Annotated in this window: 20 protein-coding genes and 2 pseudogenes; 13 read left to right on the top strand and 9 right to left on the bottom strand. The window is 48.4% G+C overall.

Annotated features, from left to right (window positions below; translation table 11 throughout):
* The first annotated feature begins 88 nt into the window (after positions 1-88).
* From LU633_RS12285 to LU633_RS26200, 7 genes are all read left to right on the top strand, one after another.
* On the top strand, positions 89-481 hold the full coding sequence (locus tag LU633_RS12285; RefSeq protein WP_016192530.1) for a CesT family type III secretion system chaperone: 393 nt from the start codon (positions 89-91) through the stop codon (positions 479-481).
* 10 nt (positions 482-491) lie between these two features.
* Positions 492-1,715 carry a type III effector HopV1 gene (locus tag LU633_RS12280; RefSeq protein WP_016192529.1) on the top strand — a complete coding sequence of 408 codons (1,224 nt, stop codon included), beginning with the start codon at positions 492-494 and terminating at the stop codon, positions 1,713-1,715.
* A gap of 225 nt (positions 1,716-1,940) precedes the next feature.
* On the top strand, positions 1,941-2,360 hold the full coding sequence (locus tag LU633_RS12275) for a YkgJ family cysteine cluster protein (protein ID WP_016192528.1): 420 nt from the start codon (positions 1,941-1,943) through the stop codon (positions 2,358-2,360).
* Positions 2,361-2,383: 23 nt separating this feature from the next.
* Positions 2,384-3,118, top strand: a complete 735-nt coding sequence (locus LU633_RS12270) for a YciC family protein (RefSeq protein ID WP_016192527.1) — start codon at positions 2,384-2,386, stop codon at positions 3,116-3,118.
* Positions 3,119-3,194: 76 nt separating this feature from the next.
* Positions 3,195-3,734 (top strand): septation protein A, encoded by a 540-nt coding sequence (locus LU633_RS12265; protein WP_016192526.1) that lies wholly within the window; start codon positions 3,195-3,197, stop codon positions 3,732-3,734.
* Positions 3,735-4,062: 328 nt separating this feature from the next.
* Positions 4,063-4,473, top strand: a complete 411-nt coding sequence (locus LU633_RS12260) for an RNase A-like domain-containing protein (RefSeq protein WP_016192524.1) — start codon at positions 4,063-4,065, stop codon at positions 4,471-4,473.
* 47 nt (positions 4,474-4,520) lie between these two features.
* Positions 4,521-4,778, top strand: coding sequence for a contact-dependent growth inhibition system immunity protein (locus LU633_RS26200; RefSeq protein WP_016192523.1), 258 nt, complete (start codon positions 4,521-4,523; stop codon positions 4,776-4,778).
* Here LU633_RS26200 and LU633_RS12255 read toward each other — a convergent pair.
* Together LU633_RS12255 and LU633_RS12250 are read right to left on the bottom strand one after the other, a co-directional pair.
* Positions 4,719-5,416 (bottom strand): IS1 family transposase gene (locus LU633_RS12255; protein ID WP_232426911.1). Its coding sequence is split into 2 segments (ribosomal slippage): positions 4,719-5,167 and positions 5,167-5,416, totalling 699 coding nucleotides; the frame shifts between segments, so codons are not numbered across the junction. The genes LU633_RS26200 and LU633_RS12255 overlap by 60 nt on opposite strands.
* 241 nt (positions 5,417-5,657) lie before the next feature.
* Positions 5,658-6,858, bottom strand: a pseudogene (locus LU633_RS12250) (IS256 family transposase).
* 58 nt (positions 6,859-6,916) lie between these two features.
* On the opposite strand from LU633_RS12250, the pseudogene LU633_RS12245 reads away from it, so the two are divergent.
* Positions 6,917-7,192: pseudogene (locus LU633_RS12245) on the top strand (hotdog domain-containing protein); the annotation flags it as partial.
* Positions 7,193-7,264: 72 nt separating this feature from the next.
* Here LU633_RS12245 and LU633_RS12240 read toward each other — a convergent pair.
* Positions 7,265-7,993 (bottom strand): energy transducer TonB, encoded by a 729-nt coding sequence (locus LU633_RS12240; RefSeq protein ID WP_016192517.1) that lies wholly within the window; start codon positions 7,991-7,993, stop codon positions 7,265-7,267.
* A gap of 204 nt (positions 7,994-8,197) precedes the next feature.
* On the opposite strand from LU633_RS12240, the gene LU633_RS12235 reads away from it, so the two are divergent.
* The 5 genes from LU633_RS12235 (at position 8,198) to LU633_RS12215 (ending at position 13,746) form a co-directional block, all read left to right on the top strand.
* The gene (locus LU633_RS12235) at positions 8,198-8,494 is read left to right on the top strand and encodes a YciI family protein (RefSeq protein ID WP_016192516.1); all 297 of its coding nucleotides are present in this window, start codon (positions 8,198-8,200) and stop codon (positions 8,492-8,494) included.
* 268 nt (positions 8,495-8,762) lie between these two features.
* Positions 8,763-10,046, top strand: a complete 1,284-nt coding sequence (locus LU633_RS12230; protein WP_040465794.1) for a rhamnan synthesis F family protein — start codon at positions 8,763-8,765, stop codon at positions 10,044-10,046.
* A 104-nt stretch (positions 10,047-10,150) separates the two neighbouring features.
* Entirely contained in the window at positions 10,151-11,359 is a 1,209-nt protein-coding gene (locus tag LU633_RS12225; RefSeq protein WP_046371858.1) for an IS256 family transposase, read from the top strand.
* A gap of 557 nt (positions 11,360-11,916) precedes the next feature.
* On the top strand, positions 11,917-13,377 hold the full coding sequence (gene cls / locus LU633_RS12220) for a cardiolipin synthase (RefSeq protein WP_016192514.1): 1,461 nt from the start codon (positions 11,917-11,919) through the stop codon (positions 13,375-13,377).
* Positions 13,378-13,422: 45 nt separating this feature from the next.
* The gene (locus LU633_RS12215; protein ID WP_016192513.1) at positions 13,423-13,746 is read left to right on the top strand and encodes an HI1450 family dsDNA-mimic protein; all 324 of its coding nucleotides are present in this window, start codon (positions 13,423-13,425) and stop codon (positions 13,744-13,746) included.
* A gap of 227 nt (positions 13,747-13,973) precedes the next feature.
* Here the strand turns inward: LU633_RS12215 and oppF are convergent, their stop codons facing one another.
* The 6 genes from oppF to LU633_RS12185 all read right to left on the bottom strand — a co-directional run bounded on the left by oppF (position 13,974) and on the right by LU633_RS12185 (position 21,341).
* Positions 13,974-14,975 carry a murein tripeptide/oligopeptide ABC transporter ATP binding protein OppF gene (gene oppF, locus LU633_RS12210; protein ID WP_016192512.1) on the bottom strand — a complete coding sequence of 334 codons (1,002 nt, stop codon included), beginning with the start codon at positions 14,973-14,975 and terminating at the stop codon, positions 13,974-13,976.
* The gene (gene oppD / locus LU633_RS12205) at positions 14,972-15,985 is read right to left on the bottom strand and encodes an ABC transporter ATP-binding protein (protein ID WP_016192511.1); all 1,014 of its coding nucleotides are present in this window, start codon (positions 15,983-15,985) and stop codon (positions 14,972-14,974) included. Before oppD ends, oppF begins: the two co-directional genes overlap by 4 nt.
* Before the next feature lie 10 nt (positions 15,986-15,995).
* Positions 15,996-16,904, bottom strand: a complete 909-nt coding sequence (gene oppC / locus LU633_RS12200) for an oligopeptide ABC transporter permease OppC (protein WP_016192510.1) — start codon at positions 16,902-16,904, stop codon at positions 15,996-15,998.
* 13 nt (positions 16,905-16,917) lie between these two features.
* Complete coding sequence (gene oppB, locus LU633_RS12195; protein WP_016192509.1) at positions 16,918-17,838, bottom strand: oligopeptide ABC transporter permease OppB; 921 nt, start codon at positions 17,836-17,838, stop codon at positions 16,918-16,920.
* Positions 17,839-17,918: 80 nt separating this feature from the next.
* A complete protein-coding gene (gene oppA, locus LU633_RS12190) occupies positions 17,919-19,550 on the bottom strand; it encodes an oligopeptide ABC transporter substrate-binding protein OppA (protein WP_016192508.1) in 1,632 nt (543 codons plus the stop codon).
* A 168-nt stretch (positions 19,551-19,718) separates the two neighbouring features.
* Positions 19,719-21,341 carry an ABC transporter substrate-binding protein gene (locus LU633_RS12185; RefSeq protein ID WP_016192507.1) on the bottom strand — a complete coding sequence of 541 codons (1,623 nt, stop codon included), beginning with the start codon at positions 21,339-21,341 and terminating at the stop codon, positions 19,719-19,721.
* Positions 21,342-21,391 lie beyond the last annotated feature (50 nt).

Below are 21,391 nucleotides of genomic sequence, written 5' to 3'. Positions count from 1 at the left end.
TGTTCCTTTTAAACGATGTTAGTCACGCAGTCCTGGCAACATACCCTGCCCTTCTGCCTGATTGAGATTTAAAACAGCGACGGAAAAGATGACAAAATATTTCACATCTCCAAATCTTTTTAACGATCTACAACGCACCGACGCTGAAAACGTCGGCGTACACGCTTTGGATTCCCCGAATGGCGCGCAGATTACCCTGTATGTAAATGGTCCGTCGCTGACCTTTCTGGCAGAAATCACCCCTTTGGAAGAAACGTCCCAGGGCGACAAACTACTGCGTAAAATGATGGTTTACGCTTTCCCCGGCTTGCGTTTGCGCGGCGGTGCGCTGACCATCAATCCGAACGAAAAAGCGCTGGTGTATTCTTATGAGCAGCTCTTAAACACCCTCAGCAAAATGCGCTTTGAAAGCCTGTTGGCCAATTTCTCCACAACTGCGATGGAACTGCGTCAGGCAGTTCAACAGCTAAAATCTAGCTAAAAGGGTCATTATGGTAAATAAAATTAATTCGGTCGGTAATGTTGCTGCCGCACACCGCGTCAGCGGCAGCGAGCCTGAACCAATGCGTATGGATGCCGCCCACGGTCAACAGGCTCGTCCCCCGCTGGACTCACCATCAAATTTACGACTGCGTGCAGCACCTGATGCCCCGGTTGCAGCACTTGGCGATGCGACTCCCTCCGTGCCAGCAGCCACTGCCCCCCAGCAAAATCAACCTGAATCTGTAAATCCAATAACCCTGTTTGCAAAAATGATGACCGGAACGCTGGCGTTGCTCGCTGGTCATCGTGTCGCCAGCTATCCTGGCGATTTTGCGAAAGATCCGGGTGGTACGCTCTGGGCAGCCATCAACCTTGCTCAACGCGCAACACCTGAGCATTTGCAGGCAGGTAACCAATCGGTAATCAATCACTTTGGCCGCTATATCCCGGAAAACAGCCCGTGTTTTAGCGCCCGGATGGAAATAAGCCACAATCTTCCTCCCAATGTTCAGGGCCGCTGGAACCCCAACAAGTCACTGGTGGAACTGAGTAATAATATTCAGCTGCAAATACCACCAGGGGATGTCGCCGCACATGAATTTATTCATTGCTACACCCACCCGAATTTTAAAGCGAGTAATAAAAACAATCCTTCCTGGCGCGCAATGAATGAAGGACTCACTTCACGTCTGACAGACAAAGTCCCCACAACAGGTAAATTCTGGCATTCAGGTAAAAAAGATGCCTACCACACGTTTACGCTGTCTTCAGGCAAATCATGGACCCAGGCAGCCAGTGATGTAGAAAATAAAGTTGGCGAAGAAACATTACTCCGCGCCTTTTTCAGTGGTGACGATGATGCCATCAGAAAAGTGTCTACCGCAGCCGCTCAGGTTTATCCGCAGGTTGCCTCACAGCAGACAGAATCACAGATGTGGTTAGTCGGACAAATGCGCGGCAGCCAGCAGCTGGCGGAATGTTATGCGGGAGCCTTGCTCTCAGCCGGGCAGCCCCTGCCCCACAGCTGGACTAAAAACATGCTGCCAGTGTTAAACTACGCTGATATTCCGAAGGATAAGGCTGTGCTAATGCAACAGCAGGCCAGCGAAAGTAAAAAAAGGATGGGTGACATTTTTGACGCTGCTTTTTTTGCTTCTGACACAAAGACACAAAAAACAGCGCTCGGTATGTTACGCGAGGATCTGATTATGCACTGGAAGCCCGTGCTCTGATGAACGGGCCTTGCCCGGGTAGTTTCGTGGCAAGCCGCACGGGCTGTGTATCAATAACATCATGCGTTAATCTACGATAAAAGCAATTAAAAACAACAAATTGCTGCACTCTACTTCTGAAATTCAAGCGGCAGAAAAGGCTTATGGAAAAGAAATTACCCCTATATTTTGCTGATCTCGATCCCGGTGATTTTTGTTCGAAGCCTCAGGAGGGCGGGCAATCAGATGAGCAATAATCTTAATCCCTGTGTTAATTGTGGCGCCTGTTGCGCACACTTTCGCGTGTCGTTTTACTGGTCAGAAGCCGATGATGGTGGTGGAGTGGTTCCCGTGGAACTCACCGAGCCGCTGAATCTTTTGATGCGCAATATGCGTGGTACCAACCAGACTTCACCCCGTTGCGTGGCGCTGCAGGGGGAAATTAGCCGCTGTGTTTCCTGCAGCATTTATGAAAACCGTCCCGGCCCGTGTCGTGAATTCACTCAATCTGGCGAAGACGGGCAACACAACGAAGCCTGCGATCGTGCTCGGGCACGCTATGGCCTGCCACCGTTATTTACACCGATGGCCCCCACACTAACAGAAAGTTATGTAAGTCAGGGTGCCAGGTTGGCGCCGGACCATGTACAATCCCCCGCTCGCTAATACTGGCTTTTCAAGGAGATTACATGTCTTTCACGGCTGGTTCTTTATACCGTGACACGGGGAATTTTTTCCGCAATCAGTTCATTACCATTGCGTTAATTTCGCTGCTGGCTTCTTTTATCACCGTTATCATTGGCCACGCACTGACACCCGGCGTGGAGCAACTGTCGATTATGACCGACGGTAACAATGGTTCAGGAAGCCTGCTCGAAATGGTGCAAAACATGTCACCCGATCAGCAACGTATTTTACTTCGTGCTTCTGCTGCCGGAACGCTGGCTTCTCTGGTGGGCAATACATTGCTTTTAGGCGCGATGCTGATGCTGATCCCAATGGTCTCGGCGGGTCACCGTATCAGCGCCCTTCGCGCCATTGGCTGCTCTGCAACTTTGTTGCCTCGTCTGCTTTTGCTGGTATTTGTAGTGACCTTAGTGGTGCAACTGGGTTTTATGGTGCTGGTCGTTCCCGGCGTCATTCTGAGCATCGTGTTGGCACTCTCGCCGATTGTGCTTGCCACAGAGAAGAGCGGCATTTTTAGCGCTATGCGTACCAGTATGCGTTTGGTCTGGCGTCAAATGAAAGTGGTTGCACCTGCCGTCGCGCTCTGGCTTCTGGCAAAACTTGTGGTTTTGTTGCTGGCATCCTCATTGACAGTGCTTCCCGCCAATGTTGCTTCCGTGCTTTTAAACGCCCTCAGCAACCTGGTTTCCGCCATACTGATAATTTATCTTTATCGTCTTTACATGCTGTTACGATAATTTGCGTCGCGTACGTGACAGGCGAAGCTTTCGATTAATATGATGCTCTGCATTGATTTGGTATCTGGAAACTCTTATGAAGCAGCTACTTGATTTTCTGCCACTGGTCGTTTTTTTCATTTTTTACAAGCTGTATGACATTTATGTCGCCTCAGGCGCGTTAATCGTGGCAACGGCTGTGGCTCTGATCGCCGGCTGGGTGATTTACCGCAAAGTTGAAAAGATGACAATCTTCACCTTCATACTGGTTGCCGTGTTTGGTTCGCTGACGCTGGTTTTCCATAATGATGAATTCATCAAATGGAAAGTGACGGTGATTTATTCTTTGTTCGCGCTGTCGCTCCTGTTTAGCCAATTCTGGATGAAGCAACCGCTTATCCAAAGCATGCTGGGTAAAGAGCTAAAACTGCCTGATTTTGCGTGGAAAAAACTAAATATAGCCTGGGCAGTTTTTTTCCTCGCCTGCGGCCTTGCCAATATTTATGTAGCATTTTGGTTATCTCAGGCATTTTGGGTTAACTTTAAAGTATTTGGTCTCACCGGCCTGACATTGTTGTTCACCCTTATTAGCGGCCTGTATATTTACCGCCTGATGCCGCAAGAAGAAAAAGAGTAATAAATAAAGAAGCTGTTATTAATCAATAAAATGAATAATAGCACCTTCTTTTTCAATGAAAAAATACACTTTTATGTACACATTTAATTTTTGATCTCCCTTCTGCGTTGCCAAGTGTAGTCGTCAAACAAAACTGTCCACGGCTTCAGAGTTTTCCCAGAACAGTCGCTCTGATTCATTCGGCGTCAAGCCACCATTGTATTGATGAGGTCTGGGAACACATACTCGTACCGCAACATACAGGGCAGCGGCAGCACTGGCAAAACAGTTTGGTGCAGATGATGATACGGCATGGAAAATTGGTCTGACAGTTGATGTCGCCGTGTCTATGGGGCTTGCATTAGCAGCGAGTGCATCTCGCATTGCAGCTGTGCGCTCGGGGCGAATCAAACTGATAAAACATGAGTCCGTTACAGGGCTAAAACCCGGTGGACATACGATTGAAAGGCATGTTGGTCAGACCAAGGCAGAACTGAGGCAACGCCTGACTAATCCTCCAACAATGACGGGCATCAGCACATTTTATAAATTGAGCGTGGCAGAAGATGCGATTTCACGCGCGTTAAAATTCAACTCCAGATACATCAGGAATTGGGCGAGCACAGGCAGGAACGGTTCAACGCTCGAAATAGATTTTTTTGCCGGTAATGAAATAGGTTTTGGGATAAAAACAGCATCAGGGCCAATTATCAAATCACACAAGCTCAGAATAGTTCTTGTTTTGCAAAGTTATAATTGAAAGCCCTATTATGTGCTTACTGCATTCCCTAAACTGGATTAGATAAAATGATTTATTCGTATCTTGATCATTTGATGGGGGCATACTTCAATCAGGATTATGACCTGTCAGGTGAGACTATTAATGAAGTTGTTCAATGCTATATTGACAGCGAAGGCCCTGATAAATCATCAGGGCTGGCATCGGACTGTATGAATTTTCTTAAAGAAGTTGATGTTGAGGGAAAATTCGGTCGTGACGCAGATTTATTGATAATGATGAAGAGTAAGATACCAACCGATGATCTTATCGTGCATTTCCTCTGACTTCGAAAAGCAAATTGTTCTGCGGGTCAGTCGTTTGATATGTGTGCGAAGATTAAGATTATGCCGTTCTGTCCGTTGGGTATATTTCTTGCTCACCACGTGGCCTGTTGCACTTAACAGAACTTTATAAACCGGCCAGGCATCTGTCATATAAAAGGCAAGGTTAAATTTGCTTAACAGGGCCGGCAATTGTCGCAGGGGCGGGGCATTTCTCGGGCCGAAGACGTGGGCCAGAGCACGTTTGCGGATACGGTCATAAGCATAGAACAACCACCGGGGATTGCTTTTACACCGCACGTAAGACCATTGTTCGCCGGCTTCACAGCAGATAACAACCTCCGTTTCGGGGTCGATATTCTCAGCTACCTGCTTTGGCGAAATTTTTTTACGTGCCGCAGAACCGTATTGAGGCTGATACCGAGAACCCATGCGGTATCGCGACATCCGTAACCATTCATGGTCATATTAACAATGGTCTGGTGTGTGTCTGGTTTGGCACCGGAGTAGCTAAAGTTGAGCTGAAAGGTCTTTGAACAATGCTTGCAGATGTAACGTTGGGCACCGGATGCTGAATGTCCGTTACATCGTACAGCATGAGTTTCATTGCACTGAGGGCAGACGACATCAACTTTAGCCATATGTTACATCCAAAGCGCAAAGCATACGTGATCAGCAAGTCTGCGTCACGACCGAAAATTCAGGGAACTATATTCAGCTGACTTTGAACCTTCCCTTTGGGGTATAACAGCTCAGGAGTTTCTCGTCAGTGCTCATAAAATGGCTAACGACTCAGAGCAATGACATTCAACGGCTGAATATATGATAGATATCAGCCAGTGGCTTTCGACCCTGTACATGATTCTGTGTAAATGCCTTTTCTCAGTAGTGGCCGTCCGGGCGGTCACCGAACCCGATAATAAAACGGCTCATCGCCATACGCCAGTCCCTCTGTGGCATCCTCCATTTCTGTGATGCGGCCTGGATTGCCAGCCACACCTCTTTTTTCACTGCGTCGTCAGTCGGGAACACCTTCCGTTTCTTGATGGCATCCCGGATCACGCTGTTCAGCGACTCGATGGCGCTGGTCGTGTCGAGCGTCTTGCGGATGTCTGCCGGGTAAGCGAAGAACGTCAACAGGCTGGCCCGGTTTGCCTGCCAGCTCCGGCTTATCTGCGGGTAGCGGCTGTCCCGGGTACCGGCGAACGCTTCCCGCGCCTGCTTCTTCCGTGGGGGCCTGACAATGGCTTTCAGGCCACGGGTGACGGCTTTATAGCCCTCCCAGGAGACGAACCGCAGACTGTTGCGCACCATATGCACGACGCACAGCTGGACGCAGGCCTGCGGATACACCGCGTTGATAGCGTCCGGGGAGCCCTTCAGACCATCAACACAGGCGATGAGGATATCGTTCAGGCCACGGTTTTTCAGCCCCGCCAGCACGTTCAACCAGAACTCCGCGCCTTCATTTTCAGCCAGCTACATACCCGGCAGTTCTTTCTGGCCTTCGATGTTGATACCCGGGGCAAGGAACACGGATTTATTGATGACGCGACTGTCCTGCCGGACTTTCAGGACGATGCAGTCAGGGTAAACGATGGGACAGACCGCATCCAGTGGCCGGTTTTGCCATCCGGTGACCTGCTCCATGACGGCATCAGCTACCTTTGAGACCAGCGCTGACGAGGCATCGGCGTCATACGGCTCTTTGAATGCGGCCGCTATCTCGCCGGTGGTCATCCCTTTGGCGTACAACGATAGGATCGGGTTATCCACCCCGGTGCTCCGGGTCTGGTTTTTCTTCACCCGTTGCGGTTCGAAAGAGCCATCACGATCGCGCGGTATACGCAGCTCCGGCGGGCCATCGCCGGTGATAACCGTCTTTTGGGTGTGGCCGTTGCGGGCGTTGGTCGCCGGTTCTGGCTGATTTTTATCGTCGCCGGGGTGACGGGTCATTTCGGCGTTGGGCACCGCCCCGACACTGATTTTTTTTCAGCAGGCGCTCAAACTGACTGATATCGTCAGGGGTTTTGAGATTTTTGGCCAGTTCGTTAGCCAGGGCCTGCGACTGTTTTTCGTCCATAAATTAGCCTGCTTTTAATGCTGGATTGAACATATCAAAATCAGGCAATTACACAAATCTATGTACTGGCTCGGTAGTGACCGTCCGGGTGGACGGTATGACATTTCTCAAACCCGTTGCCGTCGGCAACGTGGTGAGTTGTCATGCACGCTGTATTCGTACTGGCAGCAGTTCTGTCACGATAAATGTGGAAGTCTGGATTAAAAAAGTATCCTCTGAACCAATTGGGCTTCGCTACTGCACAACCTAGGCTGTTTTCATTTATGTTGCAGTTGACGACAAAGGGAAACCTCGTCAACTGCCCACAGACAAAATTCATTTCCAGGCCGAATAAAAGGCCATAACTCAGCCAGTTTACCCGGCACGGATGCTGTTTCTCTCCAAGCATACCACGAGTGTTTTACACTTACTCAATTGTGGCCCCCCCTTTCAACTTGAAGACTATATTCATCGTTAAGTCTTTTCCTGGTGCACCGGACTGATAACGCCATTTCCTCATCGCAATCCGTACATCCCTTTCAAATATATTACGAGGTTCAGCGGAGATAATACGGATATTGGTTACTTCACCGCCTTCATTCACGTCGAACTGGACACGCACGCTCCCTTCAATACCCAGAGTCTGGGCCCGAACGGGATACCCCGGTTTTGTCACACTTATAGGTTTTGGCCCCTCGGATGCAGCAATAGAGGTAGATGTAGCCGGCGCTGGCGACACTTTTGGCGCAGTAGCAGGTTTAAACGCTGTGGCATTCTTATCATCGTTGAACGGCGATGACTGTTTCGCTTCCGTATGCGGTTTTAACTGTTCCTTATGTTTCGCCGCTTCTTTTTTCACTGGCCTGGGTTTAGGCTTTGACTGGGGTACGACTACGGGTACTGGCATCAGGGGGGCCGGTTTGGGTTCCGGCTCAGGTTCGGGCTGTGAAACCGGCCGTGGTGCGGAATGAGGTTCAGCCTGGACTTCGGGTGCAACCATAGAAACGCTGATGGGCTGGGATGCCTGCGGTACCGCCACAGTCTGGTGACAGGAAGCATACAGAATTGCGCCAACCACAGCCGCATGAAGCGTAAGCGAGAACAGCACGGGCAGTGAGTTGCGTCGAGGTGAGGAGTCTTCGGTCAGCGTCGTCATAATCTGTCTGTTATAAGTAGTGGACCGTCAGTTTAAATGCAAATAGCAATCAGTTTCAATAACATCGCCACCCACTGAAAATATTGGCCCGGAGCATTGTCAATATTGTGCAGTTTATAGCCAGAACACCATTCCATTTGCAGAATAATTCGCAATAACTTACCGTTGGGAACGAATATCACCCAAGTAACAGGAGTTGTCATTGTGCTCTATGTAATTTATGCAGAAGACAGTCACGATTCACTCAGCAAGCGAACCGCGGCTCGCCCTGCTCATCTTGCGCGCCTTCAGATACTTCAGGATGAAGGCAGGCTGATTATTGCCGGCCCACTGCCCGCGGTTGACAACAACGATCCAGGCACTGCCGGTTTCAGCGGTTCTGTGATTATTGCCGAATTTTCGTCTCTCGAAACCGCCCGCACATGGGCACAGGACGATCCATATGTTGCTGCAGGTGTCTATAAAAATGTGGCCATCAAACCTTTTAAACGCGTCTTCTGAGTCAGTGCCCGACTGATAACGCCCCTTAATCAATTTTATTTTGAGTAGTTAAAATTTGACATACAGGTTTTTCACAGACAAATTTTTTCTGCTCACCTTCTATGTACTCTCGTCACACAGCCTTTCTGCCATGGCAATGCTTCACACGCGATCATCTGGCCACTAAACTTTCTGATTACATCTGTTGCGAAATGACAAATTAGTCTTGAGTTTTTCCTTAAAAATATTAGAATTTTTACCCATCATTAAGGCAACACAGCAATGAAATATGGGAAAAATGGCAAGATTACTAAGAAAAATGAAAGAAATAGTGCTCAGGATGGGACTTGAGGCATATTTTTCTACTGTTTCCAGTATTGAAACGGCAAGAACTAAGAAATATTCAAACATTTTGAGCGAACGAATGGGTAATACGGATATTGTTGTAATCATTGCGTTGTATGAAAAAACGATGCTGAGGAGTGATGTACGAAGATATCTGGAAACGCTCAAAAAAAAGGGTGCCTATATTATTGCAGCAAATACATGCGAACTGTCAGTGGAAGATGTAAAACTAATATCAGGCATTGTGGATGTCTATATTGAAAAAGATAATATAGGCCGTGATTTCGGCAGTTACAAAGAATGCGTTCTGTATTTTTTTGATAAAGGAATCAACAACATATGCAAACGACTATTAATCTGCAACGACAGCGTATTCTATTGTACAGATGGAATTGATGCCTTTGTTGATGAAATGATAAAGTCAAAAAAAAATGTTCTTGGCTCGACAGAGAATCATGATTTCTTCAGGCATCTTGGTTCGTTTTTCTTAAGTATTTCCAGTAACATATTTAATAATAAAGCATTTTTAGCATTCTGGAAAAACTATAAAAAAACGAATGTCAGACCGCATATTATCAAAAAAGGGGAGCTGGCGCTTTCTGCAATGCTGTTCTCCGCCTCTCATGGAGACATTGATTTTTCTTCACTCTATAATGCCAGTAAAATCGATGTGTGGGCTGATAGCAAAGATAAAATTTTAGACCTTCCCTCTCTGATAAGAAATGGTGAAGTTACATCCGGAAGCTTCGTTAATCTACAGGAAAATTTTTGCAAAAACCTTATTATCGATAGCTATTACCGATTGTACCTTAAGGAAGGTATCAGTTCGCCAGAAATAAAGACAAGTAAAGAGCTGATGAAGCAAGAAATTGATGAACGGGTTGGTTATCTGACATTTATTCAATGGATTGATTTTTTAAAATCAGACGTCACATCTATACCCGATACATTGCTTGCTGCAATAAAATCTGTGTGCCTAGAGATCTTCACACAGGGGTCCCAGATTCACCTTAATGCCGTGATTTTTAAAATGATGGGTATGCCCATTATAAAACTTGATTTACTTTACCGCTCGGCATTGAGCTTTTGTGATATTTTGCTGCTGACTGATATGATTCAAAATGCAAAGGAAAGAGCTGAACTTAAAAAAATATTATTTTGCAGACTTTCCGGCGATAAGTTCCATTTTGGGTTCAGAAAGGCAGCATTCAAACTAGGATATATTTAAACCATGGGCGGGGAACAAAATCTCTGCACGCGCGAGACTGTAATTAAAATTGTGTAATTGCCTGTTTTTAATATGTTCACTCCAACAATGGAGACAGGCAAATTATGGACGAGAAGAAACTTAAGGCTCTTGCTGCTGAACTGGCCAAAGGCCTCAAAACTGAGGCCGGCCTTAATCAGTTTTCCCGCATGCTCACGAAGCTGACCGTTGAAACGGCACGCAATGCAGAACTGACTGACCACCTCGGGCATGAGAAAAATGCCCCTAAAACCGGCACCAATACCCGCAACGGCTACTCTTCGAAAACGCTGCTGTGCGACGACGGTGAAATCGGGCTAAACACGCCGCGCGACCGGGAAAATACCTTTGAACCTCAGCTGATTAAGAAGAATCAGACGCGTATCACGCAGATGGACAGCCAGATTTTATCCTTGTATGCCAAAGGCATGACCACGCGGGAAATCGTCGATACGTTCAAAGAGATGTACGATGCTGATGTGTCACCGGCCCTGATATCAAAAGTCACGGATGCCGTTAAAGAGCAGGTCGCCGAATGGCAGAATCGCCAGCTGTATGCGCTCTATCCCATTGTTTATCTGGACTGTATTGTTGTTAAGGTTCGTCAGAATGGCAGCGTGATTAACAAAGCGGTGTTCCTGGCACCGGGCATCAATACCGAAGGCCGGAAAGAGCTTCCGGGGATGTGGCTGGCTGAAAATGAAGGTGCAAAGTTCTGGCTGAACGTGCTGACGCAACTTAAAAATCGCGGCCTTCAGGACATCCTGATTGCCTGCGTGGATGGCCTGAAGGGCTTCCCGGATGCGATAAACAGCGTCTATCCGCAGACTCACATCCAGCTGTGCATCATCCACATGGTGCGTAACCGCCTGAAATACGTGGCGTGGAAGGACTACAAAGCGGTCACGGGCGGGCTGAAAACCGTTTATCAGGCACCAACAGAAGCGGCCGCACGGATGGCGCTGGCTGCGTTCGCCGAAGAATGGGATGACAAATATCCACAAATCAGCAAAAGCTGGCGTGCGCACGGGGAAAACCTCAATACGTTCTTCGGCTATCCGTCTGACATCCGAAAAGCTATCTACACCACGAATGCCATTGAGTCGCTGAACAGCGTGATCCGTGCCGCCATTAAGAAACGCAAGGTATTCCCGACGGATGACTCAGTGCGAAAGGTTATTTACCTGGCAATCCAGTCGGCATCGAAAAAATGGAGTATGCCGGTCCAGAACTGGCGGCTGGCGATGAATCGTTTTATTATCGGGTTTGGTGACCGCCTGAGCACTCACCTTTAATATGGTGGCAGTTACACAGAATTATTTATAGGCTCGCACGCGCTTCACTGGCAGCAATAAGTTTCACTGCATGCATGTTCAGCCATAAAACGTCTGTTGGATAACCAACAGGCACTCCCTTTCAGTGAAGCCAATAATACTTTAAAACCCTGTCACCACAGCGCTCAATCAGGAGTCTTGTGTCGGGTTTTATAAACATCACAAACTGCTGACGATTGCCAGCAAAAGGCGTCGCATTTTTCAGATGTTAAATCAGTTCGCCAGGCTATTCAATACTGCTGGTTAACATCGGCAGTTATTGTCAGCCCGGGCGGTGGCGGACAGCATGGCAGGCTCACCTTACCTCAGCATGTTTTACGTTACCAGGCCTGTGGCAGCATGTACAAGCGCATTTTGCTTCTCTGCCATTAGCCTATCCTGTTGAGAGACATTGCACAGAATGATAAACCGCTCACCACATCGCCATATTCCGATGACTTCTGCACGGAAAAGGTTTCGAAAGCAGTCCCCTGCACGTAAACTCTCTTTATCCAAAAGTGAACGGGACGTCCACTAACATGTCAACTTTTTATACCGTATTCAGCTGGCTACTGGTTTTCGGCTACTGGTTGCTGATTGCTGGCATAACATTACGCATTTTAATGAAGCGGCGTGCAGTCACTTCTGCCATGGCCTGGTTGCTGATCATTTATATTCTGCCTCTGGTCGGTATCATTGCCTACCTGTCATTTGGCGAATTGCATTTAGGAAAGCGCCGCGCCGAGCGTGCGCGCACCATGTGGCCATCGACCGCGCGCTGGCTGAATGAACTTAAATCCTGTCATCACATCTTTAGCCAGCAAAACAGCGATGTCGCCCTCCCCCTTTTTCAGCTATGTGAAAATCGGCAGGGTATTGCCGGCGTTAAGGGCAATCAGCTACAGTTGCTTACTTCGACTGATGACACAATGCATGCACTAATCAGAGACATTCAGCTGGCCCGTCATAACATCGAAATGGTTTTTTATATCTGGCAGCCGGGTGGACTGGCTGATGAGGTTGCAGAATCCCTAATGGCGGCCTCAAGGCGTGGCGTTCACTGCCGACTGATGCTGGACTCGGCGGGGAGCGTACAATTTTTCCGCAGTCCCTGGGGCACAATGATGCGCAATGCCGGCATTGATGTGGTTGAATCGCTAAAAGTCAGCCTGCTGCGTGTTTTTCTGCGTCGGATGGATTTGCGTCAGCACCGGAAAGTGGTGTTGATTGATAATTACATAGCCTATACAGGCAGCATGAATCTGGTTGATCCTCGTTATTTTAAGCAGAATGCAGGCGTCGGTCAGTGGATCGATTTGATGGCAAGAATGGAAGGGCCGGTTGCCACAACAATGGGGATTATTTATTCCTGTGACTGGGAGATTGAAACCGGTAAACGCATTCTGCCGCCACCTCCAGATGGAAATATCATGCCCTTCGAAGAAGAGAGTGGGCATACCATACAAGTCATCGCTTCTGGCCCTGGTTTTCCTGAAGACCTGATCCACCAGGCTTTGCTCACCGCCGTTTATTCGGCGCGCGAGCAGTTAACTATGACCACGCCTTATTTCGTCCCCAGTGACGACCTGCTGCATGCCATCTGCACGGCTTCCCACCGCGGTGTGGACGTCAGCATTATTGTCCCGCGGCGCAATGATTCCGTACTGGTGGGTTGGGCAAGTCGGGCTTTTTTTGCGGAGTTGCTGGACGCAGGAGTGAAGATTTATCAGTTCGAAGACGGTTTGCTGCATGCTAAAAGCGTGCTGGTCGATGGTCAGCTGAGTCTGGTCGGTACGGTTAATCTTGATATGCGCAGTCTGTGGCTAAACTTCGAAATCATGCTGGTGATTGATGATGACGGTTTTGGCAGCGATCTGGCGCGTATTCAGGACGATTATATCGCCCGCTCACGCCTGATGGATGCAACACGCTGGTCACGTCGTGCCTATTGGCAGCGAATTGTAGAACGATTGTTTTACTTCTTCAGCCCTTTACTGTAAAACGAGCGGGATTGCACAGCCCCTGCGGACCCTTTAGGAAATGCTATGGATTTGAATAATCGCCTTACCGAAGACGAAACGCTTGAACAAGCCTACGATATCTTTCTTGAACTGGCTGGAGATAATCTCGATCCGGCTGATATTATCCTTTTCAATCTTCAGTTTGAAGAGCGCGGTGGCGCAGAACTCTTTGCCCCTTCAGAAGACTGGGAAGATCACGTTGATTTCGAGCTGAACCCGGATTTCTTCGCAGAAGTAGTCATTGGGCTGGGTGAAGCAGATGGTGAACCCATTACCGATGTCTTTGCGCGCGTGCTGTTGTGCCGCGAGAAAGACCATAAGCTTTGTCACATTCTGTGGCGCGAATAAAAACATATCTCGCAACCATCGGCATTCCTGAAAAACCTTTGTACATTCTGGAAACATCCAACCTGAAAATGTGAAGCCATACAGACCATGGCTGTTCAGCGTACTTTCAGGCAGGGAATGACAGACCCTTTCTTAATACTATGCTGATAAAAGCGTGACGGTTATCTTTTGTCCTGCTCCATCCCTGGAGCAGGCCTTCACCTCAGGTAAACGTGGTTAAGAACAGGTTACATGGGATCCACTTTGAGACAGGAAACCGCATGACGGAAACTGCCTTCGAGTAGCGGCCTTGTTTTTGCGCATTCCGGCCCTGCAATCGGGCAGCGTGTACGAAAAACACAACCTGAAGGAGGATTAACAGGTGATGGAAGCTCCCCTTCCAGCAGCTGTATAACCTTGTTTTTTTCCACATCCGGGTCAGGAACAGGCACCGCGGACATTAAAGCCCGCGTATAAGGATGCTGTGGATTATGATAAACCTCATTGTAGGTACCCAGCTCTACCGCATGTCCCAAATACATCACCAGCACACGATCGGAAATGTGTTTAACAACTGCGAGGTCGTGAGCGATAAATATCAGCGACAGCCCCATTTCACGCTGCAATTTTTGTAGCAGGTTGACCACCTGAGCCTGTATTGATACGTCAAGAGCCGAAACTGGCTCATCACAAATAATCAGCTTAGGCTCAAGGATCAGCGCACGGGCAATACCGATACGCTGGCACTGACCACCAGAGAATTCATGAGGATAACGGTTGATGAGGTTTGGCAACAACCCAACCTTCATCATCATGTTTTTCACCCACTCTTTCACTTCTCCACGCGGCATGTTGGGGTGATACGTGCGCAATGGTTCCGCAATGATTTCACCGATGGTCATACGTGGATTCAGCGATGCCAGTGGGTCCTGAAAAATCATCTGGATATCACTGCGTGCTTTACGCCACTCTTCCTCGCTTTGCCCCAGTAAATCGCGTCCCAGCCAGGCAACGCGCCCCTCTGTTGCCTTAACCAGACCAATAATGGCGCGCGCCAGGGTGGATTTACCGCAGCCTGACTCACCGACGACCCCCAGAGTTTCACCTTCGTATAAGCGCAGGCTAACACCATCCACCGCTTTGAGACTTTTTGGCGGCTGCCAGAACCACTGACGGCCATCCTTAACAGGAAAATGAACTTTAAGATCGGCAATTTCCAGTAAAACCCGTTTCTCTGCCAGGGTATTCATACCAGTTCCTCCATGGGTTTAAAGCAGGCACGCTGACGACCTTCACTAAATGACACCAACGGTGGCGTAGTGGAGCACTCCGCCATCGCATGGGGACAGCGTGGCTGGAAAGGGCACCCCGACGGCAAACGTAAAAGATTAGGTGGATTCCCGGGAATAGTGGTGAGGGATTCACCCTCCGTATCAAGCCGGGGCACGGCATTGAGCAGGCCAATTGAATAAGGGTGCGTTGGCTGATAAAATACATCTCTCGCCCTGCCATACTCCATGGTTCTACCTGCATACATTACCAACACACGATCACAGATCCCGGCAACAACGCCAAGATCGTGGGTGATCATAATGATTGCCGTGTTAAACTCTCTTTTAAGATCGTTCAGGAGCATCATAATCTGCGCCTGAACGGTTACATCAAGTGCTGTAGTGGGCTCATCCGCTATCAGCAGTTTTGGCTGGCACAGCAGCGCCATCGCTATCATTACTCGCTGGCGCATGCCACCGGAAAACTCATGGGGAAACATTTTCATCCGCTTACGCGCTTCCGGCATTTTCACTGCATCAAGCATTTTCACCGATTCTTCAAACGCCTGAGCGTTGCTCATGCCTTTGTGCAGCCTGAGCACTTCCATTAGCTGTTCACCCACGCGCATATAGGGATTTAAGGACGTCATGGGATCCTGAAAAATCATGGCAATTTGCTCTGCCCGCAGTCGGTTTAACTGCTTTTCAGGAAGGTTAAGAATTTCATTTCCATTAAATAGCGCAGAACCTCCAATTCGCCCGTTGCGGGCCAGTAAGCCCATCAGCGCAAAAGCGGTTTGGGATTTACCCGAACCTGACTCGCCGACGATGCCTAAGGTTTCACCCGCCTGCAGGCTGAAGTTCAAATCGTTCACCGCCGTGACGCTACCATCCGGCGTGTTAAATGTAACCCGTAAATCCCTGACGTCGAGCAAAGGCACAGACTGGCCTTTTTTTATCATTGCTGGCTGTAATTCAGTCACACTCATCGGGAACTCCTTAGCGATCTTTCGGGTCGAGGGCATCACGGAGGCCATCACCGATAAAGTTGAAACAGAAAAGCGTTACCACCAGAAATCCAGCCGGAAACAATAACAGCCACAGAGAAACCTCCATTGAATTCGCACCATCACTGAGCAACGCCCCCCAACTACTCAGCGGCTCTTGCGTACCCAGACCGAGAAAACTGAGAAAAGATTCGAACAGGATCATGCTCGGCACCAACAGTGACGCGTACACTACGACTACACCCAGCACGTTTGGCACAATATGCCTTATCACAATGCTGGAGGTGGATACGCCACCAACATGCGCAGCTTCGATAAACTCTTTACGCTTAAGGCTCAATGTCTGCCCGCGAACAATACGCGCCATGTCAAGCCAGGAAACCAGGCCAATAGCAACAAAAATCAGCAGAATATTACGACCAAAAAAGGTCACCAGCAGGATGACAAAGAACATAAACGGGAAGGAGTTGAGGATTTCCAGCAGTCGCATCATCACCGAATCGGTTTTACCCCCAAGGTATCCTGCCAGCGAACCGTAGAGGGTTCCCACAATGACAGCAACCAGTGCAGAAGCGATTCCCACCATTAAGGAAATGCGACCGCCTATTGCCACTCTGACCAGTAGATCTCGGCCTGACGAATCCGTTCCGAAATAGTGTTTTGTCGCTAAATCCGGCGCAGCAGACATCATTCCCCAGTCGGTGTCATCATAGGTAAATGAAGAAATCACCGGTGCAATAACAACAAACAGGCCAATCAACAGCAGAACCAGCAGGCTTGCCAGCGCAGCGCGATTATGTATAAAGCGTCGTCGTGCATCCTGCCAGAGGCTGCGACCCTCGATTTCAAGCTTTTCGCTGAAAGCGTCAAGAGCAGCGCTATTTTTTTTACTCAACATCATGGACTGCTCCCAATCAGTAACGAATTTTGGGATCGATAACGGCGTAGAGCACGTCAACGATCGCATTGAAAAGAATGGTTAAAAATCCCACCAGAATGGTCAGGCTCAACACCAGAGAATAGTCTCGGTTAAGCGCACCATTGACAAATAGCTGCCCTATTCCCGGCAGGCCATAAATGCTTTCAATTACCATTGAACCGGTGATAATGCCGACAAAGGCCGGACCAAGATAAGAGAGAACCGGTAACATTGCCGGTTTCAGCGCATGCCGTAACACAATCAGGCGCATCGGTAATCCCTTCGCCCGCGCAGTGCGGATAAAGTTGGAATGCAGTACTTCAATCATGGACCCACGGGTGATGCGAGCAATGCTGGCGATGTAGGATAATGACAGTGCAACCATCGGCAGAATCATAAATTTCAGTTGTCCACCATTCCATCCCCCTCCGGGCAACCATTTGAGCGCAATAGCAAATATCAGCACCAGCAGCGGGGCCACGACGAAGCTGGGAATGACAACCCCTGTCATCGCCACACCCATCACCACAAAATCCCATTTACTGTTCTGCTTAAGGGCAGCAATCACCCCTGCCGCCACGCCTAAAATTATCGCCAGGATAAAGGCAGCCAGTCCCAGTTTGGCGGATACCGGAAAGGCATGCCCTACCAGGTAATTGACTGAATAATCTTTATATTTAAATGACGGTCCGAAATCACCGTGAGCCAGCTGTACAAGGTAGTCGGTGTACTGTTTCCAGATGGGATCATTAAGGTGATATTTCGCTTCAATATTCGCCATCACCTCTGGCGCAAGCGTTCGTTCACCAGTAAAAGGGCTGCCTGGTGCCAGCCGCATCATAAAAAATGAGATAGTAATTAAAATGAGTAACGTCGGAATCGCTTCCAGAACACGACGTAAAATAAACTTTAACATTGCCCGTACCTGCTGGCTTGTGCCTCAGCACTGCTTAAAAATAGACACAGAGGGAAGGTTCCCCTTCCCTCGCCTTGTCATTAGTGTTTGATGATATAGAGATTTTTATCATAAACGTTATCGAGCGCATCTTTACCCGTATAGCCACCGACATAAGTTTTCACCAGACGGGCATTCACGTAGTAGTAAACCGGTGCAATAACTGAATCTTTATCCAGTATCTGCTCGGCTTTGGCGTAAAGATCGCTACGGCCTTTCTCATCAGCAGCCTTGCCTGCATCTGCAATCGCCTTATCAAATTCCGCAGAGGAATAATGAGACGTATTATTACTGCTGCCGGTCAACATGGTATTAAGGAATGAGGTAGGTTCATTGTAGTCCGCACACCATGCAGCGCGGGCAACATCAAAGGTCCCCTGATGACGGGTATCCAGGAACGTTTTCCACTCCTGATTGTTCAACTTGATATTCACGCCCAGATTTTTCTTCCAGATTGATGAAGCTGCAATAGCCAGCTTTTTGTGCAGATCGGACGTGTTATAAAGCAGTTCGAAACTGAGAGGCTTGTCAGCGGTATAACCAGCCTGGGCAAGAAGTTTTTTCGCTTCTTCGTTACGTTTTTCCTGTGACCAGGTAGCCCATTCTGGTTTGATCAACGCAGCACCATCTGTGGCAGGCGGCGTGTAGCTCCATGCTGGTAACTGTCCCTGTGCCAGCACTTTGTTCACCATGATGTCCTGATCGAGACCCAGTTTTAGGGCGGTACGTACACGAACGTCGTCAAATGGCGGCTTCTGGTTGTTGATTTCGTAGTAATAGGTGCACAGATAAGGATCAACATGCATTTCTTTCGGGTTTTCACGCTGTAACTTTTTAAACAGCTCAATTGGCATGTTGTTATAAGTCAGATCGCTACCGCCGTTACTGAAATAACGATTCACATCACCGACTTCCGATGAGATAGGCAGGAAAGTCACTTTATCGAGTCTGGTATTGACGTTGTCCCAGTAATCCGGATTGCGAACCACCACGATGCTTTCATTGATGATGTGGCTCTGAAGCTTAAATGCGCCGTTGCCAACCCAGTTCTCAGGCTGTGTCCACTTGTCGCCGAATTTATCAACAGCTGGCTTATAGACCGGGGACATTGAGGCATGAATAAGCAACTTGTAAAAATACGGTACCGATTCGGTCAGGGTGACCTGCAATGTATGGTCATCCAGGGCTTTTACACCAAGCGTGTCCGGTGACTTTTTACCGGCAATAATGTCATCAACATTTTCCAGATGACCATACTGCAAATAACTGGCATACGGAGACGCCGTTTTAGGATCGGCAAGGCGCTGCCAGCTGTAGACAAAGTCCTGAGCCGTCACAGGCTGACCATTTGACCATTTCGCGTTTTGACGCAGGTGGAAGATCCATACTTTACCGTCTTTATTTTCCCAACTTTCTGCCACGCCGGGAATCGGATGACCCTGCAAATCGCTGATAACCAGGCCTTCCAGCAGATCGCGACTCACATTAGATTCTGGCGTACCTTCAATTTTGTGTGGGTCAAGTGACTGGACCTCGCTGCCATTTCCTTTTACCAGCTCCTGTTTTGCTGCCAGCTCGACACCTGCTGGTACCGTTGCTGCCATTACCGAATTTCCAGCCAGTGCAGTCAGTATGCCTAATGCAACCAGGCTTTTTTTAGTGATGTTGGTCATGTCGTTATTAACTCCAGTTATATTTTTGCCGATGCGCACAGGACACATCAGCGATCCCCGTTAATCGGGTTTCTCAGGTGCCAGAACGATTGGATTCTGAGTCATTTGCTGCTTTAGCCTTGCCATAAAATGTCGCGTCCGGTGTCCTTGCCAGAGAAAAAATTAAACTCAATGCCTTATGATGTAGTAATACTTCAGTGCCGTCAGGTCCTGCGGGTCTTTACCGGTAAAACCCCCTACCCAGGGTTTTACCAGGCGTGTACTGACGCGATAGTAAACAGGTACAACAGGAGAGTCGCTATCAAGCTGCTGTTCAGCCTGCTGATAGTATTCTGCTCTTTCTGCATCGTTACCTGCAGTCAGCGTTTTCGCCATCAGCGCATCAAATTTCTCACTGCGGTAGAAAACCGTGTTGTTTGAAGAATTACTGAGCATCGCATTCAGAAACGTCGATGGCTCGTTATAATCCGAACACCATGTGGCGCGTGCCACGTCGAAACTGCCCTGATGGCGAGTATCCAACATGGTTTTCCATTCCTGATTATTTAAGGTTACATCCGCACCCAGATTTTTCTTCCACATTGAAGCGGCAACAATCGCCTGCTTCTGATTGATATCTGAAGTGTTATACAACAGTGAAAAACGCAATGGTTTATCGGTACTGTAACCTGCTTCCTTCAGCAGATTTTTTGCCTGCTGATTGCGCTGTGCCTGGGTGAGGCTCATCCAGTCGGGTTGTCTGAGTTCAGCACCATGAATAAACGGAGGGGTGAAGGTGCCCGCAGGTATTTGTCCCTGCGCCATAATTTTTTCAGTAATGATGCTGCGATCAAGAGTGAGTTTGACTGCGGTGCGAACACGCGGATCATCAAAGGGCGGGCGTCTGTTGTTTAGTTCATAATAGAACGTGCAAAGTAATGGATTAATATGTAACTCTTTTCCCAGTGTTTTTTTTAACATCGGAAATTGTTCCGGCGGTAACACGCTGTCAGTAATATCAATTTCACCACTACGGTAACGGTTAACATCACCAGTCGTGGAAGTGATCGGCAGTAAGGTACCCCTGGTAATAATGGTTTTGCTGTTGTTCCAGTAAAGCGGGTTGCGCTTCACTTCAATCTTTTCGTTAATTACCCAGTTGCTGAGTGTGTAAGCACCGTTGCCAATATACTGCCCGGGAAGCGTCCATCGGTCTCCCCATTTTTCCAGTGCATGACGATTCACCGGCATCATTGACGTATGCGTAACAAGCGTAATGAAATAGGGAACCATTGCGGTCAGCGTGACCTGCAAATGGTGTGGGTCAAGAGCCCTGACTCCAAGTGCCTGCGGTGGCTTCTTACCGGCAAGAATATCGTCAATGTTTTCAATATGCGCGTACTGCAAATAACTGGAATAAGGTGATGCGGTTGCAGGATCGGCAAGCCGCTGCCAGCTGTAGACGAAGTCTGCTGCAGTAACCAACTCGCCATTACTCCACGTTGCATCTTTTCTCAAAGTAAACGTCCAGACTCTGCCCTGCTCACTCTGCCAACTTTCCGCCACCCCCGGCACAATCTGCCCAAAATTATCGGTTGTCACCAAACCTTCAAGCAAATTCATTATTACGTTACTTTCCGGCACGCCTTCGGTTTTTTGAGGGTCGAGTGAAGACACCTCACCACCGTTGTTAATAACAATGTGCTGCTGTGAGGCCAGCGCAATATTTGCTGGTACGGTATCGGCAAATGTATTACCTGTGACGGCAACAAAACTAAGTAAAGCGAGCTGACAAACAGTGCGACTGCGCATAAAAGAACTTATCATTGATCGTAAGCAACTTGTGTTAGTTATCATCAAGC

The sequence above is a fragment of the Erwinia tracheiphila genome (assembly GCF_021365465.1).
Lineage (GTDB): Bacteria > Pseudomonadota > Gammaproteobacteria > Enterobacterales > Enterobacteriaceae > Erwinia > Erwinia tracheiphila.
This window is presented reverse-complemented; position numbering and strand designations above follow the sequence as displayed.